General features: G+C 63.7%; 23 protein-coding genes. 7 read left to right on the top strand and 16 right to left on the bottom strand.

Features of this window, described 5'->3' with window-relative positions; all coding sequences use genetic code 11:
* Positions 1 to 16 precede the first annotated feature (16 nt).
* From L6418_RS09535 to L6418_RS09580, 10 genes are all read right to left on the bottom strand, one after another.
* The gene (locus L6418_RS09535; protein ID WP_332875542.1) at positions 17 to 964 is read right to left on the bottom strand and encodes a D-2-hydroxyacid dehydrogenase; all 948 of its coding nucleotides are present in this window, start codon (positions 962 to 964) and stop codon (positions 17 to 19) included.
* A gap of 4 nt (positions 965 to 968) precedes the next feature.
* Complete coding sequence (locus tag L6418_RS09540; RefSeq protein ID WP_408641562.1) at positions 969 to 1,856, bottom strand: 2-hydroxy-3-oxopropionate reductase; 888 nt, start codon at positions 1,854 to 1,856, stop codon at positions 969 to 971.
* 31 nt (positions 1,857 to 1,887) lie between these two features.
* Complete coding sequence (locus L6418_RS09545; RefSeq protein ID WP_237246690.1) at positions 1,888 to 2,841, bottom strand: AEC family transporter; 954 nt, start codon at positions 2,839 to 2,841, stop codon at positions 1,888 to 1,890.
* 22 nt (positions 2,842 to 2,863) lie between these two features.
* Complete coding sequence (locus L6418_RS09550; RefSeq protein ID WP_237246691.1) at positions 2,864 to 4,366, bottom strand: CoA-acylating methylmalonate-semialdehyde dehydrogenase; 1,503 nt, start codon at positions 4,364 to 4,366, stop codon at positions 2,864 to 2,866.
* A 141-nt stretch (positions 4,367 to 4,507) separates the two neighbouring features.
* Positions 4,508 to 5,230: an ABC transporter ATP-binding protein gene (locus L6418_RS09555; RefSeq protein ID WP_237246692.1), complete on the bottom strand. Its 723-nt coding sequence runs from the start codon at positions 5,228 to 5,230 to the stop codon at positions 4,508 to 4,510.
* Between the two features lie 10 nt (positions 5,231 to 5,240).
* Positions 5,241 to 7,184, bottom strand: coding sequence for an ABC transporter permease subunit (locus tag L6418_RS09560; RefSeq protein WP_237246693.1), 1,944 nt, complete (start codon positions 7,182 to 7,184; stop codon positions 5,241 to 5,243).
* A 1-nt stretch (position 7,185) separates the two neighbouring features.
* On the bottom strand, positions 7,186 to 8,058 hold the full coding sequence (locus L6418_RS09565; protein WP_237246694.1) for a branched-chain amino acid ABC transporter permease: 873 nt from the start codon (positions 8,056 to 8,058) through the stop codon (positions 7,186 to 7,188).
* An 83-nt stretch (positions 8,059 to 8,141) separates the two neighbouring features.
* Entirely contained in the window at positions 8,142 to 9,359 is a 1,218-nt protein-coding gene (locus L6418_RS09570) for an ABC transporter substrate-binding protein (protein ID WP_237246695.1), read from the bottom strand.
* Positions 9,360 to 9,473: 114 nt separating this feature from the next.
* The gene (locus L6418_RS09575) at positions 9,474 to 10,799 is read right to left on the bottom strand and encodes a four-carbon acid sugar kinase family protein (RefSeq protein WP_237246696.1); all 1,326 of its coding nucleotides are present in this window, start codon (positions 10,797 to 10,799) and stop codon (positions 9,474 to 9,476) included.
* 48 nt (positions 10,800 to 10,847) lie between these two features.
* Entirely contained in the window at positions 10,848 to 13,052 is a 2,205-nt protein-coding gene (locus tag L6418_RS09580) for a phosphoketolase (protein WP_237246697.1), read from the bottom strand.
* A 143-nt stretch (positions 13,053 to 13,195) separates the two neighbouring features.
* Here L6418_RS09580 and L6418_RS09585 point away from each other — a divergent pair, with 143 nt between their 5' ends.
* The 6 genes from L6418_RS09585 (at position 13,196) to L6418_RS09610 (ending at position 18,546) form a co-directional block, all read left to right on the top strand.
* Positions 13,196 to 13,954, top strand: coding sequence for an IclR family transcriptional regulator (locus L6418_RS09585; RefSeq protein ID WP_237246698.1), 759 nt, complete (start codon positions 13,196 to 13,198; stop codon positions 13,952 to 13,954).
* Between the two features lie 46 nt (positions 13,955 to 14,000).
* On the top strand, positions 14,001 to 14,420 hold the full coding sequence (locus tag L6418_RS09590; RefSeq protein WP_237246699.1) for a heme-binding protein: 420 nt from the start codon (positions 14,001 to 14,003) through the stop codon (positions 14,418 to 14,420).
* A 63-nt stretch (positions 14,421 to 14,483) separates the two neighbouring features.
* A complete protein-coding gene (locus L6418_RS09595) occupies positions 14,484 to 15,212 on the top strand; it encodes a (Fe-S)-binding protein (protein ID WP_237246700.1) in 729 nt (242 codons plus the stop codon).
* On the top strand, positions 15,212 to 16,618 hold the full coding sequence (locus tag L6418_RS09600) for a LutB/LldF family L-lactate oxidation iron-sulfur protein (RefSeq protein ID WP_237246701.1): 1,407 nt from the start codon (positions 15,212 to 15,214) through the stop codon (positions 16,616 to 16,618). Before L6418_RS09595 ends, L6418_RS09600 begins: the two co-directional genes overlap by 1 nt.
* Positions 16,615 to 17,274 (top strand): lactate utilization protein C, encoded by a 660-nt coding sequence (locus tag L6418_RS09605; protein WP_237246702.1) that lies wholly within the window; start codon positions 16,615 to 16,617, stop codon positions 17,272 to 17,274. Before L6418_RS09600 ends, L6418_RS09605 begins: the two co-directional genes overlap by 4 nt.
* A 90-nt stretch (positions 17,275 to 17,364) precedes the next feature.
* Positions 17,365 to 18,546 (top strand): alanine--glyoxylate aminotransferase family protein, encoded by a 1,182-nt coding sequence (locus L6418_RS09610; RefSeq protein WP_237246703.1) that lies wholly within the window; start codon positions 17,365 to 17,367, stop codon positions 18,544 to 18,546.
* 38 nt (positions 18,547 to 18,584) lie between these two features.
* Here L6418_RS09610 and L6418_RS09615 read toward each other — a convergent pair whose 3' ends face one another.
* From L6418_RS09615 to L6418_RS09640, 6 genes are all read right to left on the bottom strand, one after another.
* On the bottom strand, positions 18,585 to 19,859 hold the full coding sequence (locus tag L6418_RS09615; protein ID WP_237246704.1) for a glycerate kinase: 1,275 nt from the start codon (positions 19,857 to 19,859) through the stop codon (positions 18,585 to 18,587).
* A gap of 66 nt (positions 19,860 to 19,925) precedes the next feature.
* Positions 19,926 to 20,831 (bottom strand): AEC family transporter, encoded by a 906-nt coding sequence (locus L6418_RS09620; protein ID WP_237246705.1) that lies wholly within the window; start codon positions 20,829 to 20,831, stop codon positions 19,926 to 19,928.
* 12 nt (positions 20,832 to 20,843) lie between these two features.
* On the bottom strand, positions 20,844 to 21,515 hold the full coding sequence (locus L6418_RS09625; protein WP_237246706.1) for a response regulator transcription factor: 672 nt from the start codon (positions 21,513 to 21,515) through the stop codon (positions 20,844 to 20,846).
* A 182-nt stretch (positions 21,516 to 21,697) separates the two neighbouring features.
* Positions 21,698 to 23,131 (bottom strand): threonine synthase, encoded by a 1,434-nt coding sequence (thrC, locus tag L6418_RS09630; protein ID WP_237246707.1) that lies wholly within the window; start codon positions 23,129 to 23,131, stop codon positions 21,698 to 21,700.
* Between the two features lie 137 nt (positions 23,132 to 23,268).
* A complete protein-coding gene (locus L6418_RS09635) occupies positions 23,269 to 24,582 on the bottom strand; it encodes a homoserine dehydrogenase (protein WP_237248726.1) in 1,314 nt (437 codons plus the stop codon).
* Between the two features lie 22 nt (positions 24,583 to 24,604).
* Positions 24,605 to 25,855 carry a pyridoxal phosphate-dependent aminotransferase gene (locus tag L6418_RS09640; RefSeq protein WP_237246708.1) on the bottom strand — a complete coding sequence of 417 codons (1,251 nt, stop codon included), beginning with the start codon at positions 25,853 to 25,855 and terminating at the stop codon, positions 24,605 to 24,607.
* 122 nt (positions 25,856 to 25,977) lie between these two features.
* Between L6418_RS09640 and L6418_RS09645 the strand changes: the two genes are divergently transcribed.
* Positions 25,978 to 26,346, top strand: coding sequence for an Mth938-like domain-containing protein (locus tag L6418_RS09645; RefSeq protein WP_237246709.1), 369 nt, complete (start codon positions 25,978 to 25,980; stop codon positions 26,344 to 26,346).

Consider the following 26,346-nt stretch of genomic DNA (forward strand, 5'->3'; position numbering starts at 1 on the left):
CTCGTTGAAAACTGCGTCAGGCGACGCGATTGTTGGGTGCGCCGGCCACGAACGCTTCGATGTTGTCGATGAGCTGGTCGGCCAGCGTCTGCATCGCCGCCCTGCCCGACCAGGCGATGTGCGGCGTCAGGATGAAGTTGGGCAGGTCCAGGTCGAGCAGCGGGTGTCCGGCGCTCGGCGGTTCCTTGCCCAGCACGTCGAAGCCGGCGCCGGCGATGCGGCCGGAACGCAGGGCGTCGTGCAAGGCGGTCTCGTCCACCAGGCCGCCGCGCGCCGTATTGATCAACAGGGCCTGCGGTTTCATGACGGCGAATTCGGCCGCACCGATCAGGTTGCGGGTCTGTTCCTTCAGCGGCAGGTGCAGGGTGATCGCGTCGCTTTCGCGCAGCACCGTGTCGAACGCAGTGTAGCCAGGCCTGACCGCGGCGGCGCCCTTGTGCTCCGCATACAGCACGCGCATGCCGAATGCTGCAGCGATCTGTCCCACCGATGTGCCGATCGCACCGCGGCCGACGATGCCCAGCGTGCTGCCGTGCAGGTCGTACACCGGGTGGGTGAACAGGCAGAACTGTGCGGATTTCTGCCATTCGCCGTTGCGCACGTCGGCACGGAACGCCAGCAGGTTGCGGCGCAGCGCCAGCAGCAGCATGAACACATGCTCCGGCACGGTGTGCACCGAGTAGTTGCGGATGTTGGACACCACGATGCCGCGTTCGCGGCAATAGTCGATATCGACGTTGTCGGTGCCGGTTGCAGCAATGGCGACCATCTTCAGCCCGGGCAACTGCTGCAGCGCTTCGCGGCGCAACGGCACCTTGTTGGTGATGGCGATGGTCGCATCCTGCAGCCGCGCCACCACCTGCTCGGCCGTCGTGGCGGCGTGCGTCTCCCACCGGTGCGCGAAGGCCGGGCGGCGCACATCGGCGATGACGGTGGCCGAATCGAGGAACACGATCTTTTCCATGATCTTATTTGCCGCCCATGCCGGACATGCGTTCGATGACTTTCACCACGGCGGCGGAATCGAGGTTGGTGTCGCCGGTGCCCATCAGCGCATTGAGGTGCTGGGTGACCAGCGCAGCGGCCGGCAATGCCACGCCCAGCTGGTGCGCGGTCTCCATGACGATGCGCATGTCCTTCTGGTGCAGGCCGACCTTGAAGCCGGGTTTGAAATCGTTGTCCAGCATGCGTTTGCCGTGCACTTCCATGATCTTGCTGCCGGCGAAGCCGCCCATCAGCGCCTCGCGCACCTTGGCCGGATCGGCGCCGTTCCTGCGCGCGAAAGTCAGCGCTTCGGCCACCGCCTCGATGGTCACCGCCACCACGATCTGGTTGCACGCCTTCGCCACCTGGCCGGCGCCGTTGTCGCCGATATGCACGATGTTCTTGCCCATGCATTCGAACAGCGGTTTGACGCGCTCGAATACCTGGGGCTTGCCGCCCACCATGATGGACAGGGTGCCGTTGATCGCGCCGGTCTCGCCGCCGGAAACCGGTGCGTCCAGCATCTCGACGCCCTGCTGCGCCAGCCGTTCGGCGAACGACTTGGTGGCGGTGGGCGAGATGGTGCTCATGTCGACGATCACCGTGCCCGGGCGCGCCTGGCTGGCGATGCCCTGCGCGCCGAAGATCACGCTCTCCACGTCCGGTGTGTCCGACACGATGGTGAAGATCACATCCGCGTGGCGCGCCACGTCGGCAGGGGTGGCGCAGGCGGTCGCACCCGCGGCGACCAGCGGCTGCGTGGCGGCGGGACGCCGTGCATAGACCCACAGCCTGTGGCCGCCCTTCATCAGGTTGAGTGCCATGGGGGCGCCCATGATGCCGGGGCCGATGAATCCAACGTTGATCGTCATAAGTGTCTCCCGAGTAACAAGTGTTGAAGCGTCAGTGCATCAGCCAGGCCATCGCCGGCAAGGAAAACCAGTACAGCACCGTGGTCCAGCCTATCATCAATGCCGCCGCCTCGGTATCCAGGTGGAAGCGGTCGGACAGGATCAGCGCCGACATCATGGTCGGCATGCCGGCTTCGATCACCGCAGCCTGCTGCGGCTCCGTCGTATGCACATACAGCAGCGAGGCGGCGACCGCCACCAGCAGCGGCATCAGCCCGATCTTCACCGCGGCCACGCCCAGGATCGCCATGCGCGGCTTCAGGTTGCGCCACGGGATGGACAGTCCCAGCACGAACATCGTCACCGGGATGGTCGCCTGCCCGATCAGGCGTGCGGCATGGATAAGCGGCTCGAACACGAACCCGCTCAGCTGCATCAGGGCGCCGGCGATGAACGCCCAGATCGGCGGGATGCCCATCATCAGGCGCCAGATCGGCGGATGCAGCCCGGCCGATTCCGGCGGCCCCAGCCGGGTACATATCCACACGCCCAGGCTCCACATGATGGGCATGGTCATCAGCATGTCGTTGAAAGCGGCATAACGCGACGCTTCCGCACCGTAGAAATAGACCAGCACCGGCACGCCGACGAAGAAGGTGTTGCCGAACATGCCGCTCACCGTCAATGCCGCGCGGGTGCCGTTGTGCATGCCGCACCCCAGCGGCGAACGGTACAGCAGCAGGTAGAGCACGGCGCCCGCCAGCAGCGTGCCGATGCCGACCAGCAGCGGCACCGAGAGCAGCTCCGGCGTGATCGGTGTGGTGGCGGCGATGGAGAACAGGATGGCCGGGTAGAACAGGTTCAGCACCAGGCGGTTGAGCTGGATGCGCAGCGTCTTGCCGGAAATTTCCCTGAAATACACCGGCCATATCGCGCCGGCGCCGACCAGGATGGAGATCGGCAGCATCACCTCGATCGCCAGCCTGGACAGATGATTCAGGTTCATGACGCATTCGCTCCGTCCGCGCTCAGCCCAGCGTCGGCATCACCAGGGTGGAGACGTTCTTTTCCGCCACCTCGGGCCAGCGCGAAGTGATGGCCTTGGTGCGGGTATAGAAGTACACGCCTTCCATGCCGTGCATGTGCAGGTCGCCGAACAGCGAAGCCTTCCAGCCGCCGAAGGAGAAGAACGCCATCGGCACCGGGATCGGCACGTTGATGCCGACCATGCCGACTTCGATCTCGTTCTGGAAACGGCGCGCCGCCGCCCCCGAGGCGGTGAAGATGGCGGTGCCGTTGGCGTACGGGTTGCTGTTCACCAGGGCGATCGCCTCGTCCAGGCTGGCGACGCGCAGCACGATCAGCACCGGGCCGAATATCTCTTCGCGGTAGATCGTCATGCCGGTGTCGACGTTATCAAACAGGGTCGGGCCGACGAAGTAGCCATGCTCGTGGCCGTCCACCTTGATGCCGCGCCCGTCGGTCACCAGCCTGGCGCCCTGCGCCACGCCGCTGTCGATATAGCCGACAATCTTGTCGCGGTGCTGGGCCGAAATCACCGGCCCCATGTCCACCCCTTTGCGGTCCCCGGGACCGACCACCAGTTTCTCCGCCTTTTCCTTCAGCCTGGCCACCAGCGCATCGGCGACTGCGCCGACCGCGACCACAGTGGAGATCGCCATGCAGCGTTCGCCGGCGGAACCGTAGGCGGCGCCCATGATCGCATCGGCGGTGAACTCCAGCGGCGCATCGGGCATGACCACCGCATGGTTCTTGGCTCCGCCCAGCGCCTGCACGCGCTTGCCGTGGTGCGCGGCGGTCTCGTAGATGTATTTGGCGATCGGGGTGGAGCCGACGAAGGACACGGCGCGCACATCGGGATGGACCAGCAGCGCATCGACCGCCTCCTTGTCGCCCGGCACCACGTTGAACACGCCGTCGGGCAATCCGGCTTCCTTCAGCAGTTCTCCCATGCGCAGGCTGCAGGACGGCACTTTCTCGGACGGCTTGAGGATGAAGGTGTTGCCGCAGGCGATGGCGATGGGGAACATCCACATTGGCACCATCGCGGGGAAGTTGAACGGCGTGATGCCGGTACATACGCCGATGGGCTGCAGCATGGAATGGCAGTCGACGCCGCGCCCGACGTTCTCGGCATGCTCGCCCTTGAGCAGGTGCGGCGCACCGACCGCGAACTCGACCACTTCGATGCCGCGCTGCACCGAGCCGGCCGCGTCTTCCAGCGTCTTGCCGTGCTCTTCGCTCGCCAGCTGCGCCAGCTCGGCGCGATGGGTCTCCAGCAGATCGCGGAACTTGTTCAGGATGCGGCTGCGGCGCAACGGCGGCGTGTCGCGCCAGGCCGGGAATGCGGCTTTCGCGGCTGCGACCGCCTTGTCCACGTCGGCCCGATTGGCCAGCGGCACCTGGCGTATCACCTCGCCCCTGGCCGGGTTGGTCACGTCCGCCAGGCGTGCGCCCGAACTCTGTACGTGTTGACCGTTGATCCATAATGATAGGGTTTGCTTAGCCATTTCGTCCTCCAGATAAATTGTGTGATGCCGGTGCGGCGACCGCGATGCAGCGGCGATGGGTGGTGCTATCCAGTTCAGGGATGGGGCGGCCGAAACCGGCCGCCCGCGGCTCATGCAACTGCGACGGACGCTGCCCGGTGGTTAGTGCGACGCCCCCAGGTACGCGGCCTTCACCGCCGGATCGTCCTTCAGCTGTTGCGCCGGCCCGTGGCAGGCGATGCGGCCGTTCTCCAGCACATAGCCGTAGTCGGCCACTTCCAGCGCAGCGGCGGCGAATTGCTCGACCAGCAGCATGGTGATGCCGCGCCCTTTCAGCTCGGCGATGATGCGGAACACCTCGTTCACCAGCAGCGGGGCCAGGCCCATGGACGGCTCGTCCAGCAGCAGCACTTCCGGATTGAGCATCAGCGCGCGCCCCATGGCGAGCATCTGCTGTTCGCCGCCGGAGAGCGTGCCGGCCTGCTGGCTGGCGCGTTCCTTCAGGCGCGGGAACAGCTCGAACACGCGTGCCAGGTCGCCCTGCACATCGCCGCGCTCGCGGCCGAAGGTCAGGCGCGGGAAGGCGCCCAGCAACAGGTTGTCGGTCACCGACAGGGTGGCGAACACGCGCCGCCCCTCGGGCGAATGGGCCAGCCCGGCGCGGGCGATCTTGTTGGAGGAAAGGCCGGTGATGGCTTTGCCGTTCAGCATGATGCTGCCGCCCGAGGGCTTGATCATGCCGGAGATCGCGCGCATGGTCGTGGTCTTGCCCGCACCGTTGGAACCGATGAGGGTCACGACTTTGCCTTTCGGCACCTCGAGCGAGATGTCGTGCAACACTTCCACTTTGCCGTAGGCCGCATGTAAATTCTGGATCTGTAACATCGTTAACTCCTCACGCTGTCTTGGCGCTGCCGCCAAGATAGGCTTCGATGACTTTCTCGTCGGACTGGACTGCCGCCGGTGTGCCTTCCGCGATCTTCTGGCCGAAGTCGAGCACCGTCACGGTATCGCAGATGCTCATCACCACATCCATGTGGTGCTCGATCAGGATCACGGTGATGCCATGGCTGCGGATCTTCTCGATCATCGAGATCAGTTCCTTGATGTCGGGCGCGGTCAGGCCGGCAGCCGGTTCGTCCAGCAGCAGCAGGCTCGGATTCAGCGCCAGCGCACGGGCGATCTCGAGCAGGCGCTGCTTGCCGTACGGCAGGTTGCGCGCCTCCTCGTTGGCGAGGTCGGCCAGGCCGACGAACTGCAGCAGGCTGGCGGCACGCACTTCCGCCGAATTCTTTTCCTTGCGGCAGCGCGGTGTCTGGAACACCACGTCGATCAGGCTGTGGCGAAAGGTGTGGTGCAGGCCGACCAGCACGTTCTCGATGGCGGTCATCTCGCCGAACAGCTGCACGTTCTGGAAGGTGCGCGCGATGCCCTCCCCGGCGATCGAAGAAGGCGTGGTGCCGGTGATGATCTTGCCGTTGAACTCGATCTCGCCCGCGGTCGGGCTGTAGATGCCGGTCAGCACGTTCATGGTGGTGCTCTTGCCCGAACCGTTGGGTCCGATCAGGCCGTGCACGGAACCCTTCTTGATCTGCAGGTTGACGTCGTTCAGCGCTTTCAGGCCGCCGAACTGCATCACGATGTTGCGCGCCTCGAGCAGGAAGCCGTTGGAGGTGACCGGGTGGTCAGGCACGGCCCAGATATGCTGCTTGTCGCCGTGCTCCAGTATCTGCACATGGCGATGTATCCACTGCGGCCTGAATCGCACCACGATGCTACGCACGAAGCCCATGATGCCGTTCGGCAGGTAATACACCACGAACAGGATCATCACGCCGAAGATCGTCAGGCGGTGCTCGGAAATGTCGCTGATGAAGAATCCCGACACGGCCAGCGAGATGGTGACGATCAGCGGCAGCGTGAGCTGCCTGACGCTGCGTATGCGCGCCGTTATCGCATAAGCGGCATACATCACCGTGATGACGGCGATGCCGATCGAGATCTTGCGGAACAGGTCGATATCCGACAGCACGTTCGGCAGCATCACCACGATGATGGCCCCCAGGATCGGCCCGGTCCGCGTCTTGCGCCCGCCCATGATCACGGCCAGCAGGAACAGGATCGTCAGTTCGAAGTTGTAGGTGTTGGGCGAGATGTATTCTTCGGAATAGGTGAACAGGCTGCCTGCCAGGCCCGCCATCCCGGCGCTCAGCACGAAGGCGTAGACCTTGTAGGCATACACGCTGACACCCATGCAGTCCGACGCGATCGGGCTGTCGTGCAGGGCTTCGAAGGCGCGCCCCAGGTGCGACTTGAGTATGCGTTGCACGACGAACAGGGCCAGCACCAGCGCGACCAGCACGATGTAGTAATAGTCGGTACCGGTGATCTGGTGACCGAACCAGATCGGCTTGCGCACCGACAGGCCGAGCGGACCGTTGGTGAGGAAGGTCATCTCGTTGATCAATATCTGGATGATGGTGCCGAACGCCAGGGTCACCATCGCCAGATAGGGGCCGTTCACGCGCAAGGCCGGCAAGGCGAGGATGGCACCGAACAGGCCGGTGACGGCGATACTCGCCGGCACCGCCAGCAGGAACGGCACCGCCAGCTGGAAATGCAGCACCCCGGCGGTATAGGAGCCGATGCCGAACAGGGCGGCATGGCCCAGCGACACTTCGCCCACATAGCCCACCACGATGTCCAGGCCCAGCAGCAGGATCGCGTAGATGCCTATCACCACCATCAGATGGATGTAGTAAGGATTCGGCCATACTGTCGGCAGCACTGCTGCGGCCGCAATGGCAAGAACGATGGAAATATTTTTGACCGCGCTCATGCTATACCTTTTTGATGACAGACTTGCCGAACATGCCGGCCGGCTTGATCGCCAGTACCAGCAACAGCAACAACAATCCCGGCACATCCTTGTAGCCGGTCGAGACGTAGTATCCGGTGGTGGTCTCGGCGATGCCCAGGATCAGGCCGCCCACGATCACGCCCATGCCGCTGTTCAATCCGCCGATGATGGCGACCGCAAAGGCCTTCAGGCCGAGTACCACGCCCATGGTGGCGCCGGTCAGCGTCAGCGGCGCCACCAGCACGCCGGCGAAGGCCGCAGTCATCGAGCTCAGCGCGTAGGAGAACGTGATCACCATGCCGGTGTTGATCCCCATCAGCCCGGCTGCATCGCGGTCGTTGGAAGTGGCCACCACGGCCTTGCCGTAGATGGATTTGCGGTTGAACAGCTCGACGGCGAGCATGATCGCCAGCGCGCCCACCACCACCAGTATCTCCATCGGCAGCACGCGGATGCCCATGAACTGCAACGGCTCCGTCGGCAACGGCGACGGGAAGGTGATGTCGTCATGTCCCCAGATGTTCTCGGCGACGTTCTTGAAAATGATGGCCAGCGAGATCGTGGTCATGATCCAGCCGAATTCCGATTTTGTCTTGATCGCGGGCTGCACGCCGACGCGTTCCACAAAGATGCCCTGCAAGGCGCCGAACACCAGCACCAGCGGGATCATCAGCCAGTAGCTCATGTGCCCGACCAGCGTGAGGCCGACCAGCGCGCCCAGCATCAATGCCTCGCCCTGGCCGAAGTTCAGCGTTCCCGAGGTGGCGAAAGTCAGCTGATAGCCGAATGCGATCAGCGCGTAGATCATCCCGAGGGCGATACCGCTGACGATGAGTTGTGCGAGGATTTCCATATGTAGTGCTCCATCCGTTTGCAATTTGGGCCGGGGGAAACCCGGCCCAAATGCGAATTACCAAGTCATTGCACCGGCACCAATTACTTCTTGGCCTTGCCCGATGCTTTTTCGCGCACCGCGTTGGCCTTGTCGGCCGCGTTGGCGTATACCACATGGCCGTCCTTGACCTGCCCCATCACCACCATGTTCATGGTGATGGCCTCGTGGTCGTCATGCGTATAGGGATGGTCGTATGTGGTGACGACGCCGTCGACTTTCTCCTGCAGGTTCTCCAGTGCCTGACGGATCTTCACGCCATCGGTATCTCCCGCCTGCTTGATGGCTGCTGCCAGGATGTACATCGAGTCGTAGCCCTGGGCTGCCGACACCGGCGAAGGAATGCGGCCATTGGGCGGATTGTAGGCCTGCTGGTACGCTGCGATGAAAGCCTTGCGCTTGGGCGTGTTCGGCTCCTGGATGAAGGTCTGCGGCATGCGTGCGCCTTCGCCATTCTTGCCGGCGTTGTCGATGAAGTTGGCCATGGACAAGGTCCAGCTGCCGATCATCGGCACCTTCCAGCCCAGCTTCTCCATGCCGTTGGCGATCTGCGCCAGCTCGGGTCCGATGGCATAGGTCAGGATCGCCTGTGCGCCGGCTTCCTTGGCCTTGAGCAGCTGCGCGGTCATGTCCACGTCCTTGACGTTGAACTTCTCCACTGCGACCGGCTTGATGTTCTTGGCTGCCAGCGCCTTTTCCAGGTCTTCGCGGCCCAGCTGTCCATAGTTGGTGGAGTCGGCCAGGATTGCGACCTTGGTGTATTTGTTGACGTCGATGGCCTCCCGCACAATCATTGCCGACTGGATGGTGTCGTTGGCGGCATTGCGGAAGATGTAGTTATCGGGAAACTCCGGCGGCAGGAACTGCTTGGTCACCAGCGAACCGGTGGAAACGTTGTTGATCACCGGGATCCTGGCTTCCTCGTAGAAGCGCTGCGAGGCCAGCGAAACGCCGGTATTGATGTAGCCCACCGTGGCGACGACGTGCTCCTTGTTGATCAGCTCCTGCGCCACCTGCACGCCGCGGTCGTTCTGCGCCTGGTCATCGCGCTCGACCAGCTCGATCTTGCGTCCGAGGATACCGCCCTTGGCGTTGATCTCGGCGGCAGCCAGCCTGACGCCGTCGCGCATGGAAGCGCCCATCGGGCTGGAACCGCCGGTGTAAGGACCGGAGACGCCGATCTTGATCGAATCGGCAGCGAACGCGCTGCAGGATGCTGCAAACGCCAATACGGCAACGACAGGCATTGTTCTAATGTTCATATATCTCTCCCTGGATAAGGTTGATCAAAACAGCTCAGGCTCGAAAACACCTACTCACAACAAAAGCAGACTCATGAAAACATACTATCCTTACTGCAAAATTACTGACACTGCTCAACGTTGATGGCCAGTCAGCCTGCCATATGCCGTTGCTACCGCATGATCGTCCCCGACGTTGCCCGGAAAAATGACCACAGGCAGGTCAGGGTAACGCGGATGATCGGACGGACAGCATACTACCGAACACCCGGGCAGTATCTGCCCGACCACGCGCGAGGTTCGCAAGGCCAGCCCCGAGCTCAGCACATCGTTGGATGTGATGCCGCCCTTGCTGATCAGGAAACCCAGCGTCCGCGGCAGGTTGCGCACCACGTCCATCAGGAACGCGGACACCATTTCGCCGAATGCCAGCCGCGCCGCCTGGTCGGGGAACACTTTTTCCAGGCGGCTGGTAAACACCACCGGGGTGAATCCCGCCGCATGATTCTGCTCGCACAGCCGCACGATCTCCGCCAATAGCATATCGCGTCTTGCAGGCAACAACTCGACGTTGACCTCGATGGGGGTGATGCCCGGCATCTTCAGCAACTGCTCGAGCTGCAGGGTGGTCTTTTTGACGTGCGAGCCGACGATGACCGCGCCCGGCTTGCCGCCGCGCACATAGCGCGCCATGTCCTGGGCCGCCACCGGCTGCGTCGGCAGGCCCGCCAGCGCGGTCAGCAGGCTGGCCGCACTGCGGAACAGGAAACGCTTGCCCTGGCCGGCCGCCAGGCGCAACTGCCCGGCAAAATGGTTCAGGTCGCCCTGCGTTTCGGCATCAACGACGCAGCACGCATTGCCGTGCAATTGCATCAGGCGCGGCAGGCTGTCGCCGCGCACGTCCGCCAGCAGGAAGCGTTCGACCTGCGCGGCCCGGATGCGCCCGCCGGTCTTCTCCTCGACGTAGGCGGGCAGATAGCTGTGGCGGTAGCCGAACACCGAGTCGCGCGCGAACTCGGTCTCGTGCACCGGCACCGGCTGGCCCTGCACCATCAGGTAATGCACGCTGTCGCGCGTGACGCGCCCGCCTTCGAAGAACGCGGGCACCAGGAAGTGCGCATCGAACGGACCCAGCTCTTCCGCGATCACATCCGTCTCCACCGGGTAGTGGCCGCGCAGCGTCGAATCCGAACGGCTGACCAGGATGGGATTGATGTCGCGCCCGTCCTGCTTCAGCTCGGCCAGCACCTGCTTCAGGTTGCGGCATACCTCGCGCGTGATGTCCGCCGCCGGCCTTGCCGCCATGCCGCGGGTGTTGGTCAGCACGAAGAACAGCGGCGAATCGTCCAGCACCGCCTCGCGCAGGGTCGCCGCATCCCAGCGCGTCAGCAGCAGGCAGCTATGCACCGTCTGCGATCCCGTGGGATCGTCATCCAGTACGATGATCTTGGTTTCAGCCATGGATAGTTCCCCAAATATCCGGATACGCGGATCCGGCTGTCGATCGGATCATCCCGCCATCGCCTTCACGCGCTTGGCCATCGCTTCGCCGGTCAGGCCGTTGAATTCCATGATCTCGGCCGGGCTGGCCGTCGTCTCGCCGCGCTTCCACGCGAAGGTGTCCCGCTTGGCCGCACGGGTGCGCAACAGCACCGGCTCCAGCACGGCACTCGGTCCGCCGCTCACCGCCAGCAACGCATCGCCGTCGAACAGCGCGTTGAAATGCGCGTCATCCATGAACTTGTTGTCCGGCTCCGCCACGGTGTCCCACGCGATGTCGGTGGGACGGTACAGGCAGCGCGGGTTCACCACCGCGACGATGCGCACCTTGTAGCCATCGGCCTCCAGCTTGTCCCTGGCCTCGAACACCGGCAGGAACACCATGTCGCCGGTGACTGCGAATACCACCGTGCCCTTGCTGCCGCTCTTGCTTTCATAGATCACCGCCGCGCCCGTTTCCACCGCATTGCGGGCCTCTTCCACGCTCATGTAGACCGGCAACGGGCTCTTGGAAGCGATGATCACCATGCACTTGTTGAAGCTGTTGGTGGCGTAATCGTAGGCAGCCTGGATCGCGTTCGCATCGCACGGGAACAACGGATAGGTGTTGCCGTTGCGCATCTGCGCGGCGAAATAGTTCTCGATCTCGGGACGCTGGTGCGTCCAGCCGTTGCGCCCCTGCTCCAGTGCGCCCGCGGTGAACATGGTCACGATGGAAGGCGTCTTGCGGCGCAGTTCGGCCATCGCCTGGGTCACCGTCTGCACGATGGGCCAGCCGTTGATCGCGAAGCTCTCGTACGACAGCCACAGGGCGCGCGAACCGAACAGGGCCAATGCAGACGCCAAGCCGGCGCAGGCATCCTCGTTCAGCGGCTCGTAAACCTGGCCGTCCGGCATCTGGTTGTAGAGCGGATCGACGGTCGGATGGCGAATCTTCAGCGCGTCGTTGATGTTCTTCATCGCCGACGCTTCGTTGCCGTCGGCATTGGTCACCACGAAACGCCTGTCCTGGGTGCCCACGTAGGCTACCAGCGCGCCCATCGCGGTGGCCGGCACCGCCTTCTCGCCCTTGGCGTATTCATGGATCGGCATCTTGCCGAGCGGGGCCATGTCCAGCACATGCTCGGTGACCGCGGTCCTGACCGCGGGACCGCCGCCGGCGCGCACAAAGTTCTCGCGCACGATGGTCCATGCCTCCGGCGGCAGCGCGCGGCGCTTCAGGCCTTCGATCATGTGCGGCTTGTCCAGGCTGTCGGCCGGGTACAGGTTGTGCGACTTGGCGCCCACCGTATGCACGCCGGTGCCTTTCATCTGCTTGATGATGAAGGCCGTCAGGGTGCCGCCCAGCGCCGACTTCGCGGCCTTGTCCACGCCTTTCAGCACGGCGGCGGCGAACGCCAGGCGCTGCTTGTGCGAGAAGTACGAGCTGTCCGCATAGGCGCTCGGCTGGTTGGTGTCGTCGAATTCCTTGGCATCGACCAGCACCACCTCCTTGAAACCGTGCCCCTTCCAGTAAGCGATCATCTCTTCGTTGGTAAAGCGCGACACCATGGAATGGTGCTCCTGGCTGTAACCGTTCCAGATCAGCGTCGGCAGGAAGTTGGTCACCTTGGGGTATGCAGTGTTGAAGTGCATCATCGAATTGAGCACGTAGGGCTCACCCATGCCGCCGTCGCCGATGGTGACCGGGAACAGCTTGCCCGGGTGCAGCAGGGCGCCGGCCATCGCAAAATGCTGGCCCTGCCCCAGCGGGCCGGCGGGTGCCAGCAGCCCCGGAATCGCACCCGACAGGTGGCCAAGCAGGCCGTGCTTTTCGCGGAAGCGCGCCATCAGTTCGGTGACGTTCGTGATGCCCATCGACTCGAGCGAGGTGTCGAGGAACATCGCGCTGTAGAATCCGGGCGCATGGTGTCCGACCTCGGTCACGATGTTGGTGTGCCCCAGCATCACCAGCGAAGCGTAGGCCTCGGCGCTGCTGGCGAAACCGCCGGGATGCCCCGAACCTTTCGAGCCGCAGGTCTGCAGCGTCAGGTAGCGCAAGGCGTCCGCCATCAACAGCGTCTGATACGCAGCATCGGCCGCGCCGGCATCGCCGATCGCCGACTGGCCCTCCTTGATCACCGCCGCCTTGGCATGCTGGGAGAACCCCTCCCAGGCCGGGCCGAAATATTGAATACCTTCACAAAACTTGGGTGCAGCGGCTGTCATGGTCATTACGATTGCTCCAAAAAATGGTTCCGGAAAATGAACACCACCCCGACATCGGGCGGCTGAAAAACGTCGTCAGATTTATTTGATGGCAGAATACTGGCTGCTATATAATTTCACAATACACAATCGATTTCATAATGCGAAAAATGAAAAAAGAATCGAATTCCATCCAGGTGATCGACCGCATGTCGCAATTGTTCGATGCGATCGCGATGCACGAAGAGCCGGTGAGCCTGAAGATCCTCTCGGCCGAGACGGGGCTGCACCCGTCCACCGCCTTCCGCATCCTGTCTTCGCTGGCCGAGCACGGCTTCGTGGAACGCACCACGCGCGGCAACTATCAGCTGGGCATCAGGCTGATGCAGCTGGGCAGCCGCGTCAGCACCGGGGTCGACATCAGGAAGATCGCGCTGCCCCTGATGGAAGGGCTGCGCAACCAGCTGGGCGAAACGGTCAACCTGACCGTGCGCGAAGGCGACGAGGTGGTGTACATCGAACGCGCGCTGGCCAAACGCATGATCCGCGTGGAACAGGTGATCGGCAGCCGCGCCCCCCTGCATGTGACGGCGGTGGGCAAGATGATGCTGGGCGAACAGGGTGAAGCGGCCTGCCGCAGCTATGCCAAACGCAACAAGCTGGCCGCGTACACCCCCAACACCCTGACCAAGGTCACGTCGCTCGCACAGGACTGCATCGCCTCGGCAAAGCGGGGGTACGCGCTCGACAACGAAGAGGCCGAGTTGGGCGTGGGATGCATCGGGACCCTGGTACGCGATGCCAGCGGCCACGTCGTCGCCGGGCTGTCCGTTTCCGCCCCCATCGAGCGCCGCAAACGCGAATGGATCGCCCAGGTCATGGAAACCGGCGAGCAGCTGTCGGCCCAGCTCGGCTACCGGCCCGCCTGAGGACATTGCACCATCCCCTTCCCCACAACAACCAAGGAACGATCGCATGAAACAGAAAAATTGCCTGACGCTTGCGGATGCAAAAATCATCGCATCGGGTTGTGAAAGCGCTGCACTCGAACAAGGCTGGGCCGTGGCCATCGCCGTCGTCGACGACGGCGGGCATCCGATGTGGCTGCAACGGCTGGATGACGCACCGCTGACCAGCACGGATATCGCCATCGGCAAGGCGCGTACCTCGGCGCTGGGGCGCCGCACCTCCAAGGCCTACGAAGACATGGTGAGCAACGGTCGCGTGGCCGTCATGTCCATGCCCGGCGACCTCACCTTCCTGGAAGGCGGGGAACCTGTCGTGGTCGCCGGCGAAGTGGTGGGGGCAGTAGGCGTCTCCGGCGTCAAATCCGCCGAGGATGCGCAAGTCGCACGTGCCGGCATCGGCGCCCTGCTTGCCAGCCTGCAACACTGAACTCACGTCGGCTTAGGCGTATAGTTGCAGCCTGCCGAACCAGACCATCCGGAGAACACAACGATGCGAGTAGGATTTTTCGTCACCTGCCTGGTTGACACCATGCGCCCCAGCATAGGCTTCGCTTCCCTGAAACTGCTGGAAGCAGCCGGTTGCGAAGTGATCGTTCCCGAGCACCAGACCTGCTGCGGACAGCCCGGATACAATTCGGGCGACCACGAGTCCGCCCGGGCCATGGCGCTGAAATTCCTCGCCGAGTTCGAAGCGTTCGACTATGTGGTGCTGCCTTCCGGCTCCTGCGCCGGCATGGTCCGCGTGCACTACCCCGACCTGTTCAAGAACGATCCCGACCTGTCGGCAAGATTCGCCGCCCTGGCGCAGCGCACCTACGAGCTGACCGATTTCCTGCACCGGGTCGCCAGACTGGAAAAGGCGCCCGGCACCTTCCGGGGCACGGTGACCTATCACGACTCCTGCTCCGGCCTGCGCGAGCTCGATGTCTACAAGCAGCCGCGGGCGCTGCTGGCCACCATGCCGGACGTCAAGCTGCAGGAGATGGTGGAATCGACCACCTGCTGCGGTTTCGGCGGGACGTTCTCGCTCAAGTACGGCGAGCTGTCGACGCGCATGGCCGACAACAAATGCCAGCACATCACCGCCGCCGGCGCGGACGCGATCGTCGGCGGCGACCTCGGCTGCCTGCTGAACATCGAAGGCCGCCTGCGCCGCACCGGCGACCATGCCACCCGCGTGCTGCACGTTGCGGAAGTGCTGTCCGGCGAGGAGAAGTGATGCAGAACAACGCCATCGATTTCAAGCGCCAGGTCACCGTCAAGCTGGCCGACATCAAGCTGCAGGGCGCGCTGTCGCGGCTGCAGTCCCGTTTCGTCGAAGGACGCTCCGCAGTCATCAGCGAAATCGCCGACCTGCCGGAGACGCGCAACGCCGCAGCGGCGATCCGCGACCGCGTGCTGAACGACCTGGAACACTGGCTGCTGCAATTCGAGCAACAGGCAACGGCGCGCGGTGCGATCGTGCACTGGGCCGAGACCGGCGAGGACGTGAACCGCATCGTCGCCGAGATCGCCAGGCAGCACAGCGTGCGCACGGCGGCGAAATCGAAGTCCATGGTGAGCGAAGAGTGCGGGCTGAACGACGCGCTGGAACAGGCCGGCGTCGAGGTGATGGAGACCGACCTGGGCGAATATATCCTGCAGCTGGCGCACGAAGCGCCTTCGCACATCGTCGCGCCGGTCGTGCACAAGAACAAGGAAGAGGTCGCCGACCTGTTCGCGGAAAAACATCAGCTGCCGCGCAAGACCGGGATCGCCGAGCTGTGCCGCGAAGCGCGCGAGATCCTGCGCCCCGCTTTCCTGAATGCCGACATGGGCATCTCCGGCGCCAATTTCCTGGTGGCGGAGACCGGCTCCGCGCTGATCGTCACCAACGAAGGCAACGGCCGGCTGGTGACCACACTGCCGAGGGTGCATGTCGCCATCACCGGCATCGAGAAAGTGGTGCCGACGCTGGAAGACGTGAGCACGCTCCTGCGCCTGCTGCCCCGTTCGGCCACCGGCCAGTCCATCACCAACTATGTTTCCGTCCTGACCGGAACCAGGGGCCGTGACGACCACGACGGCCCGGAACATTTCCACATCGTCCTGCTCGACAACGGCCGCAGCAAACTGCTCGGCAGCGAGATGCAGGAAATGCTGCGCTGCATCCGCTGCGGCGCCTGCATGAACCATTGCCCGGTCTACCAGAACATCGGCGGCCATGCCTATGGCTGGGTGTATCCCGGACCGATGGGTTCGATACTCACGCCGCTGCTATCCGGCCTGGAAAAATCGCCGGACCTGCCCAACGCCTCGACCTTCTGCGGCGCCTGCGCGGCAGTATGCCCGGTCAAGATCCCCCTGCCCGACCTGTTGCGCAAACTGCGCGAGAAGCAGATGGAGCGCGGCATGAAGTCGCACCGGGAGACGTTCATGCTCAAGGCCTGGGCATGGCTGGCACTCCGTCCGAACCTGTATGCGCTGGCAACCCGGATCGCCGTGCGCGGCATGCGGCTGCTGGGCGGCAAGGAAGGGCTGCTGCATCGCCTGCCCGGCGCGCACGGCTGGAGCGATGGGCGCGACTTCCCGGCGCCGGCGGGACGGACCTTTCGGGAACTTTATCGACACGGGAGCCGCAAATGAACGCGCGCGACGCCATCCTCGGCAGGATACGAAATGCCCGCAGCGACAAGGGCCAGAGCTTGCAAGCCGCGGCCCCTGCAGATGCAATAGCCAGCCACCTCGCCCGACACCCGCGCGGCCCTGCGCCCGCGATGCCCGACGACCTGCCCGCACGTTTCAGGGAGCGCGCGCTCAAGCTGTCCAGCGACGTGCTGGAAACCGCCGACCGCAAGGAGGTGCCTGCATTGCTGGCGCGCTACCTGAACGAAAGGAAGCTGCCCCCCGGCGGCGTATGCTGGCCGTCGCTGATCGGCCTGCCCTGGAGCGGCGCCGGACTCGACATGCAGTCGCGCCCGGCCAGGGACAGCGACCTGGTCGGCGTGACCGGCGCGTTCTGCGCCATCGCGGAGACCGGCACGCTGATGCTGCTGTCGGGCGCGGAGACCCCGGCCACCACCAGCCTGTTGCCGGAGACCCATGTGGCCGTCATCGACCCGCGCCGCATCGTGGCGACCATGGAAGACGCATGGGACCTGTTGCGCCGGGAATGCAAGCAACCGCCGCGCGCGGTCAACTTCGTGTCGGGGCCTTCGCGCACTGCCGATATCGAGCAGACCGTGACGCTGGGCGCACATGGGCCTTACCGGGTGCTGCTGATCCTTGCACCCGCCCAATGAATCCGGGGATCGCAAACCGCAGCAAACCTTTCCGGGCAGCCGTTGCCCGGGAATACACTTGACCGCAGAGCAGACTGGAAAGGGAGACACATGAAAATAAAATCATTTCATCCACCTCAACGCGTCCTGATGGGACCCGGCCCTTCGGATGTCAGCCCCCGTGTGCTGGCTGCGATGGCGCGCCCCACCATCGGCCATCTCGATCCGAAGTTCGTCGAGCTGATGGACGAAATGAAATCCCTGCTGAAATACGCGTTCCAGACCCAAAACGAACTGACCATGCCGGTCTCCGCACCCGGTTCCGCCGGCATGGAGACCTGCTTCGTCAACCTGGTGGAGCCGGGCGACAAGGTCGTGGTGTGCCAGAACGGCGTGTTCGGCGGACGCATGCAGGAGAACGTCGAGCGCTGCGGCGGCATCGCCGTGATGGTGCAGGACGACTGGGGTCGCGCGGTCGATCCGCAAAAGCTGGAAGATGCGCTGAAAGCCAATCCGGATGCCAAGGTCGTGGCGTTCGTGCACGCGGAGACCTCCACCGGCGCGCTGTCCGATGCGCAGGCGCTGGTCGAAGTGGCGCACCGCCACGGCTGCCTGACCATCGTCGACGCGATCACCTCGCTGGGCGGCTCGCCGGTCATGGTCGATGCATGGGACATCGACGCGATCTATTCCGGCACGCAGAAATGCCTGTCCTGCACGCCCGGCCTCTCGCCCGTCAGTTTCAGCCCGAGGGCGCAGGAGAAGATCAGGAACCGCAAGAGCAAGGTGCAGAGCTGGTTCATGGACCTCAACCTGGTGATGGGTTACTGGGGCGGTGCGACCAAGCGCGCCTACCATCACACCGCACCGATCAACGCGCTGTATGGCCTGCATGAGGCGCTGGTGATGCTGCAGGAGGAAGAGCTGGAAAACGCCTGGGCGCGCCATCAGCGTAACCACCTGGCGCTGCGCGCCGGGCTGGAAGCGATGGGGCTGGATTTCGTCGTGCCGGAAAACGAACGCCTGCCGCAGCTGAACGCGATCTCCGTGCCGCAAGGCGTGGACGAAGCCGCCGTGCGTGCGCTGCTGCTGTCCGATTACCAGCTGGAGATCGGTGCCGGCCTCGGCGCAATGGCCGGAAAGGTGTGGCGCATCGGCCTGATGGGACACGCCAGCAACCCGCGCAACGTGCGTCTGTGCCTGGGCGCGCTGGACGATGTGCTTGGCCGCATGCAGGCACCGATCACGCGCGGCGTCGCAGTGGATGCGGCGAACCTGCACCTGGCTGCCTGACATCCGGCAGGCGCGCGCACGTTAACGCCCGCCGATATTTACCCGGTGACGAGTATGGCGCGGAAGTCGTTCACATTGGTCAGCGTGGGTCCGGTGACGAGGGAATCGCCCAGCGCCCGAAAGAAGCCGTGCCCATCGTTGCGCGCCAGGCTGTCGGCCGGCCGGATGCCTTGCGCCCAGGCGCGGGCGAGCGTATCGGGCGCAAGATAAGCGCCGGCGATCTCCTCGCTGCCGTCGACGCCATCGGTATCGCCCGCGATCGCATGGATACCCGGCTCGCCTTGCAGAGCGATGCCGAGAGACAACAGGAACTCGACGTTTCTCCCGCCGCGACCGTCGCCGCGCACAGTCACCGTGGTCTCGCCGCCGGACAGCAGCACGCACGGCGGCCGGAACGGCTGCCCGCGCCGGCTCACCTGCAACGCGATCCCGGCCATGACCTTGCCCACATCGCGCGCCTCACCCTCGATCGAATCGCCCAAGATATGGCATGCGATGCCGTGATTGCGGGCCACAGTGGCAGCCGCCTCCAGCGCCATCTGCGGCGTGGCAATCAGGTGCGTCTCTATCGCAGGCAACCGCTCATCGCCGGGCTTGATCGACTCGCCTGCGCCGCTTGCCAGCAGGTCGATCACCCGCTGCGGGACATCGATGGCATAGCGGCGCAGGATGGCGAGCGCCTCGCTGCAGGTGCTGGCATCGGCGAGGGTCGGGCCCGAGGCGATGTCGGCCGGGTTGTCCCCGGGCACATCCGAGATGATCAGGTTCACCACACGCGCCGGATGGCAGGCGGCGGCCAAACGGCCGCCCTTGATCGCCGACAGATGGCGGCGCACGCAATTCATCTCCGCGATGGTAGCGCCGCTCTTGAGCAGATTGCGATTGATCGCCTGCTTGTCCTCCAGCGACAGCCCGGCGGCCGGCAACGGCAGCAGCGACGAACCGCCGCCGGAAATCAGGCAAAGCACCAGGTCGTCGGCGGTGAGGCCCGCAACGAGTTCGAGCATGCGCCTGCTGGCCGCCTCTCCCGCCTGGTCCGGCACCGGGTGCGCGGCCTCCACGATCTCGATGTGTTGGCACGGCACCGCGTAGCCGTAACGGGTGACAACGAGCCCTTCGAGTCGGGACGGCCAGCAGTTTTCCACCGCGCGCGCCATCGCCGCCGACGCCTTGCCGGCACCGATGACGACCAAGCGGCCTTGCGGCGGCTGCGGCAGATACCGGGGAATGCACACATCGGGCTGGGCCGCGGCGACGGCTGCGGAAAACATGTGCTGCAACAGTTCGCGCGGATTCATCTGTCCCTTATTCATTCTCGCTCCCCCAGGGCATTGCAACCAAGAGCCGGTACCGGGATGCATGGTTGCAGCGCATCCGTCTCATACGCCCTGCATCAGCCACCACCAGCCGGTCAGCGTAACGAACGACAGCATCAACCCCACCGTCGTCATCAGCGTCGCCAGGGGCGGATCGAGATCATGCTCGGTGGCCAGGATCGCAGCGGTGATCATCGGCGGCATGGCCGCCTGGAACAGCGTGATCTGAATCGCCTGGCCGTGCGCGCCGAGCAGCGGCACATACAACAGGAACAACACCAGCGGCGCCAGCACCAGCTTGAACGCCAGGCCTATGGCCAGGTTGCGCCCGTTGCCGGCGAGATGCCCGAGCCGCAGCTGAAAACCGACCGCCAGCAGTGCCAGCGGCGCCATTGTATCGCTCAGGCGCTTGAGCACGACTGTCAGCCATTCCGGGTAATCGAAGGGGATGAGTACCAGCGCGAGCAGCAATGCGATGAACGGCGGGAACCGGAACACGCGTTTTGCCATCTCGCCGATGCCGGGGCGACCCGACGAATAGAGACCGGCGAAGGTGATGCCCAGGGTGGATAGCGCCAGGAAGGAACCGAGCTGGTCGACGATGATGCCGCTGGCGAGAGCCTGGTGCCCGTAGTACGCCTCGATCATCGGCAAGCCGACATAGGCGGTGTTACCCAGCCCGCCGGTCAGAATCAGCGCTCCGACGGTGGAACGGGGCAGGTCCAGCCAGCGCCCCACCAGCCAGAAGAAGCCGGCGGACATGGCGAAGTTCAGCCATCCCATCGCCGCCATCAGGCCGACATCGCCGCTGATCCTCAGCCCGTGCACCGACAGCAGCGTCAATGCAGGCAGCGAGACATGCAGGATGACGGAGTTGAGTACGGCCGGGGCATTCACCGGCATGCGCTTGAAGCGATGCAGCGACATGCCGGCGATGAAGCAGAGAATCAGCAGGACAAGATTGTTCATGCGGCCGGGAGTCTACGATCCGACGCGCGATGCGACCAGATTGATGGCGAACAATGTCAGCTGGTTGCCGCTGTCCAGGTTGAGCTTCTTCTTGATATTGGCCTTGTGCGATTCGATGGTCTTGACGCTGCGCACCAGCCTTTCGGCGATCTCGCTGGTTCCCATCCCCAGGCCGATCAGGTGCAGGACTTCCAGCTCCGCCGGCGACAGGTTGCCGACCGGCGATTCGCTCTTCTCGCTGCCCATCATCTTTTTCAGCATGCGGGAATGCATCTGGTCGCTCAGGTAAAGCTCGCCTTGCAGGATCTTGCGGATCGCGTGCAGCAAGACATCGGTCGCCATCTGCTTCATCAGGTAACCGGAGGCGCCGGCCTTCAATGCCGGCTCGGCATAAATCGCCTCGTCGTGCATCGACAGGATCAGGATGGGCAATTGCGGGAACAGGAACTGGAAACGCCGCACCAGCTCCAGCCCCGACGCATTGGACAAGGACATGTCCACAATCGCGATGTCATGGGCGCAGGCACGATTCGCATCAACCGCCTGCTCGACGCTCGCGGCCTCGCAGCAGACGTGCAGGTCCGGTTCGCGATTGATCAGCATGGACATGCCCTGCCGGATGATGGCGTGATCGTCCACCACTATCACCCTGGCTTTCCGTTCCGAATTGAATGGGTACTGCATATGCTCCTCGTTCCTGATGCACCAAAGGCGACGCAACCGCCACGCGTGCCGCCGCAGCCTCGCGGAAAGCCTGTTCTATCGCACCGGAGAACAATCCGCGTACCGCCTGTCACGCCCCCCTGAGCGAGCCGGACAAAATCGGTGAAGCCGCTACCCGGCCGGATCCGGCAACGCGGACGGGATTATTGCGGAACATTTGCAGCGATGAACGACTTCAGTTTGCCCACATCCGCATCCATCACCTCACAGCGTTGAGGCAGGTCTTCGATCCCTTCCATCGCTGCGGGACGTTCAGGCTGGCGGCTCAACGCTTCCTGGATGGTCGCGGCAAATTTCGCCGGCAGCGCGGTTTCCAGGCAGATCAGCGGCAGACTGGGGCGGCGCTGTTCCAATCCTACCTTGAGCCCGTCGGCAGTATGCGGGTCGATCATCACGCCATATTCCTGCCAGACTTCGCGGATCGTCTTCAGGCGATCCTGATGCGAGCTCTTGCCGGAAGCGAAGTTGAACCTGGACAGGTCGTTCCAGTACGAACTGCCCTTGATGTCGAACGCGCCGCCCTTGTCCACCGCACTCCAGAACTCGCGCACCTTGGCACCATCGCGCCCGACCAGGTCGAACACGAAGCGCTCGAAGTTGGATGCCTTGCTGATATCCATCGACGGGCTGCTGGTCTCGTAGGTGTGGTCGGTGCCGCGCGGGCGATAGACGCCGGTGCGGAAGAATTCGTCCAGCACGTCGTTCTCGTTGGTCGCCAGGATGAGCTGGCCGATGGGCAGGCCCATCATGCGCGCGATGTGGCCGGCGCAGATGTTGCCAAAGTTGCCGGACGGCACGGAGAACGCGACCTGCTCGTCGTTGGATTTCGTAGCGGCGAAGTAGCCCTTGAAGTAGTAGACCACCTGCGCCGACACGCGCGCCCAGTTGATCGAGTTGACCGTGCCGATCTTGTATCTGGCCTTGAACGCATGGTCGTTGGACACCGCCTTCACCATGTCCTGAGCGTCGTCGAACATGCCGTTGATGGCGATGTTGTGGATGTTCGGGTCCTGCAGCGAATACATCTGCGCACGCTGGAAGGCCGACATCTTGCCGTTCGGGGACAGCATGAACACGCGGATGCCCTTCTTGCCGCGCATCGCGTATTCGGCGGCGGAACCGGTGTCGCCGGAAGTCGCGCCGAGGATGTTCAGTTCTTCATTTTTCTTCGCCAATGCGTACTCGAACAGGTTGCCGAGCAGCTGCATCGCCATGTCCTTGAATGCCAGCGTCGGGCCGTTGGAGAGTTCGAGGATGTGCACGCCTTCGCTGAGGGTGCGCAGCGGAGTGATCTGCGCGGCATCGCTGTCGGCACGGCCGTTGCTGTAGACCTGTGCGGTATAGGTCTTGCCGACGATGGCTTTCAGGTCGGTTGCCGGGATATCGGTGGCGAATTTGGACAGCACCGCGAAAGCGAGATCGGCATACGACAGCTTGCGCCACGCGTCCAGCTCGGCGCGCGTCACTTGCGGGTATTGCTCCGGCAGGTACAGCCCGCCGTCCGGCGCAAGACCACCCAGCAGGATCTCGGTGAAGGTCTTGGCGGGTGCATTGCCGCGGGTGGAAATATATTTCATTCGTTACTCGCTTTCTGTCATTCCGGCGCAGGCCGGAATCCAGTTCGTCAAACAGCCCCGCACAGCGGGACAAAACCTGGCGGTCGGCTTCGCCGGATCATAATTTCGCTGGATTCCGGACTGCGCCGGAATGACCTTTATTTTCCCAGTTCTTCCAGCCGCAGCTTCGTCACCTTCCCTGCCACCACACCCAGCTTCTCGATCTTGGCGATCGCCGCATTGATGCGCTTCTCGCGGGTCTGGTGCGTGAGCATGATGAGGTCGGTCTGGTCTTCGCCTTCGCCGGGTTCCTTCTGGATCACGGCGTCGATGGAGATCTGCTCGTCAGCCAGGATGCGCGTGATGTCGGCCAGCACGCCGGGTTTGTCCTGCACGCGCAGGCGCAGGTAGTAGCTGGTGATCACATCGTCCATCGGCAGCACCTTCAGGTCGGCCATCGCGTTCGGCTGGAACGCCAGATGGGGCACACGGTTCTGCGGATCGGAGGTTGCCATGCGCGTCACGTCCACCAGGTCGGCGATCACTGCGCTGGCGGTCGGCTCCGCACCTGCGCCCTTGCCGTAATAAAGGGTTGCGCCGACGGCATCGCCTTGCACCACAACTGCGTTCATTGCGCCTTCCACGTTGGCGATCAGGCGCTTGGCCGGGATCAGCGTGGGATGCACGCGCAGCTCGATGCCTTCCGGCGTACGCTTGGTGATGCCCAGCAGCTTGATGCGATAGCCGAGCTGTTCGGCATATCTGATATCGGCCGCATCCAGTTTGGAGATGCCTTCGATGTAGGCCTTGTCGAACTGCATCGGGATGCCGAAGGCGAGCGCGGACAGGATGGTGATCTTGTGCGCCGCGTCCACGCCCTCGATGTCGAAGGTCGGGTCGGCCTCGGCATAGCCCAAACGCTGCGCTTCCTTCAGCACGGTGTCGAAGCTCAAGCCCTTGTCGCGCATCTCGGACAGGATGAAGTTGGTGGTGCCGTTGATGATGCCGGCGATCCACTCGATGCGGTTCGCGGTGAGTCCTTCGCGCAGCGCCTTGATGATGGGGATGCCGCCCGCCACCGCCGCCTCGAACGCCACCATCACGCCCTTGTCCTGCGCCGCCTTGAATATCTCGTTGCCGTGCGCGGCCAGCAGCGCCTTGTTGGCGGTGACCACATGCTTGCCGTTGGCGATCGCCTTCAGCACCAGTTCCTTGGCCACGCCGTAGCCGCCGATCAGTTCGACGACGATATCCACTTCCGGGTCAGCCACCACCGAGAACGCATCGTCCGTCACGCGGCAGGCGCCGCCGGTGACCTTCTTCGCCAGCTCCAGATTCTTGTCCGCCACCACGGTGATGCGGATGGGACGGCCGGCACGGCGGGTGATCTCTTCGGCGTTGCGTTGCAATACGGTGAAGGTGCCGCCGCCGACCGTGCCGATACCCAACAGACCTACATTGATTGGCTTAATGCTCATGTTTCGTTTACCTAAGTTAGTTGGTACCGTGCTTTTTGCGATAGTTTTCCAGGAAGCGCGCGATGCGTGCTATGGCCTCGGTCAGGTCGTCGGAGTTCGGCAGGAACACCACGCGGAAATGATCGGTCTGCGGCCAGTTGAAGCCGGTGCCCTGCACCACCAGCACCTTCTCGGTCTCCAGCAGTTCGAGGATGAATTTCTGGTCGTCCTCGATCGGATACATTTTGGGATCGAGCCTGGGGAACATGTACAGCGCCGCCTTCGGCTTGACGCAGGTCACGCCGGGAATGGCGGTGAGCAACTGGTAGGCCAGTTCGCGCTGCTTGTACAGGCGCCCGCCGGGTGCGACCAGGTCGTTGATGCTCTGGTAGCCGCCGAGCGCGGTCTGGATGGCGTATTGCCCCGGCACGTTGGAACACAAACGCATCGAAGCGAGGATATTCAATCCATCCAGGTAGTCCTGCGCCGATTTTTTCGCACCGGAGACGACCATCCAGCCGGAGCGGTAGCCGCAGGCGCGATAGTTCTTGGACAGGCCGTTCAGCGTGACGAACAATACGTCGTCGGCCAGCGAAGCGATGGAGGTGTGCGTCACGCCGTCGTACAGCACCTTGTCGTAGATCTCGTCGGCGAAGATGATCAGGCTATGCTCGCGCGCCAGCTGGATGATCGCCTTGAGCGTCTCGTCGGAGTACACCGCGCCGGTCGGGTTGTTGGGATTGATCACGACAATGGCCCTGGTGTTCGGCGTGATCTTGCTGCGCATGTCCTGCAAGTCGGGATTCCACTCGTTGGCCTCGTCGCAGATGTAATGGCGCGGCGTGCCGCCGGCCAGCGTCACCGCCGCCGTCCACAAGGGATAGTCGGGCGCGGGCACCAGCACTTCGTCGCCCGGGTTGAGCAGTCCCTGCATCGACATCACGATGAGTTCGGAAGCGCCGTTGCCGATGTAGATGTCGTCGATGGTGACGCCCGCGATCTTCTTCAGCTGGGTGTAGTGCATGATCGCCTTGCGCGCGGCGAACAGGCCCTTGGAATCGGAATAGCCGGACGAGTTGGGCAGGTTCAGGATCACATCCTGCTGCACTTCCTCCGGCGCATCGAAGCCGAACGGCGCCAGGTTGCCGATGTTCAGCTTGATGATGCGCTGGCCCTCTTCCTCCATCTGCTTGGAGCGCGCCATGACGGGCCCGCGGATGTCGTAGCAGACATTGGCCAGTTTGGCTGATTTCAGCACAGGCTTGGAGATCTCTTTTTCGGCTTTCACGTGGGCGCTTCCTGATTTGCCAGGCCGGCACCGATGGTAGAATCAGCGGCATCCGGACAAGGCGTTGCAAAGGCCGCGATTCTACCGCGCCGCCACTATCCGCCGCAAATGGAGACACCGCTGTGGCATTACATCTGCAAACAGGCAACAACCAGAGATTGTTCACCGCACACGGGGCGGGGTATGTCGCCATCAACGGCCATCCCTACCGGCAATCCGTGGTGGTGACGGCCGCCGCCGTGCATACCGACTGGCCCGCCAGCGATTTCGCCTCGCTCGACCAGGCGCATTTCGATTATTTCATCGCCCTGAAACCGGAAGTGCTGCTGCTGGGCACCGGCGCCAGGCAGCACTTCGCCCCGCCCCAGCTCTACCGCAACCTGGTCGCCGCAGGCGTTGCCATCGAATTCATGGACACCCCTGCCGCCTGCCGCACCTACAACATCCTCATCGCCGAAGACCGCAAGGTGGTCGCCGCGATCCTGCTATAA

The organism is Sideroxyarcus emersonii, assembly GCF_021654335.1.
In the GTDB taxonomy this organism is placed as follows: Bacteria; Pseudomonadota; Gammaproteobacteria; order Burkholderiales; family Gallionellaceae; genus Sideroxyarcus; species Sideroxyarcus emersonii.

Coding starts and splice junctions, on each gene's coding strand:
- L6418_RS09575 (WP_237246696.1), bottom strand. CDS start 10,799: ATGGCTGAAACCAAGATCATCGTACTGGATGACGATCCCACGGGATCG.
- L6418_RS09615 (WP_237246704.1), bottom strand. CDS start 19,859: ATGAATAAGGGACAGATGAATCCGCGCGAACTGTTGCAGCACATGTTT.
- L6418_RS09560 (WP_237246693.1), bottom strand. CDS start 7,184: ATGAGCGCGGTCAAAAATATTTCCATCGTTCTTGCCATTGCGGCCGCA.
- L6418_RS09580 (WP_237246697.1), bottom strand. CDS start 13,052: ATGACCATGACAGCCGCTGCACCCAAGTTTTGTGAAGGTATTCAATAT.
- L6418_RS09535 (WP_332875542.1), bottom strand. CDS start 964: ATGGAAAAGATCGTGTTCCTCGATTCGGCCACCGTCATCGCCGATGTG.
- L6418_RS09585 (WP_237246698.1), top strand. CDS start 13,196: ATGAAAAAAGAATCGAATTCCATCCAGGTGATCGACCGCATGTCGCAA.
- L6418_RS09540 (WP_408641562.1), bottom strand. CDS start 1,856: ATGACGATCAACGTTGGATTCATCGGCCCCGGCATCATGGGCGCCCCC.
- L6418_RS09545 (WP_237246690.1), bottom strand. CDS start 2,841: ATGAACCTGAATCATCTGTCCAGGCTGGCGATCGAGGTGATGCTGCCG.
- L6418_RS09595 (WP_237246700.1), top strand. CDS start 14,484: ATGCGAGTAGGATTTTTCGTCACCTGCCTGGTTGACACCATGCGCCCC.
- L6418_RS09590 (WP_237246699.1), top strand. CDS start 14,001: ATGAAACAGAAAAATTGCCTGACGCTTGCGGATGCAAAAATCATCGCA.
- L6418_RS09620 (WP_237246705.1), bottom strand. CDS start 20,831: ATGAACAATCTTGTCCTGCTGATTCTCTGCTTCATCGCCGGCATGTCG.
- L6418_RS09550 (WP_237246691.1), bottom strand. CDS start 4,366: ATGGCTAAGCAAACCCTATCATTATGGATCAACGGTCAACACGTACAG.
- L6418_RS09600 (WP_237246701.1), top strand. CDS start 15,212: ATGCAGAACAACGCCATCGATTTCAAGCGCCAGGTCACCGTCAAGCTG.
- L6418_RS09570 (WP_237246695.1), bottom strand. CDS start 9,359: ATGAACATTAGAACAATGCCTGTCGTTGCCGTATTGGCGTTTGCAGCA.
- L6418_RS09565 (WP_237246694.1), bottom strand. CDS start 8,058: ATGGAAATCCTCGCACAACTCATCGTCAGCGGTATCGCCCTCGGGATG.
- L6418_RS09605 (WP_237246702.1), top strand. CDS start 16,615: ATGAACGCGCGCGACGCCATCCTCGGCAGGATACGAAATGCCCGCAGC.
- L6418_RS09610 (WP_237246703.1), top strand. CDS start 17,365: ATGAAAATAAAATCATTTCATCCACCTCAACGCGTCCTGATGGGACCC.
- L6418_RS09625 (WP_237246706.1), bottom strand. CDS start 21,515: ATGCAGTACCCATTCAATTCGGAACGGAAAGCCAGGGTGATAGTGGTG.
- thrC (WP_237246707.1), bottom strand. CDS start 23,131: ATGAAATATATTTCCACCCGCGGCAATGCACCCGCCAAGACCTTCACC.
- L6418_RS09555 (WP_237246692.1), bottom strand. CDS start 5,230: ATGTTACAGATCCAGAATTTACATGCGGCCTACGGCAAAGTGGAAGTG.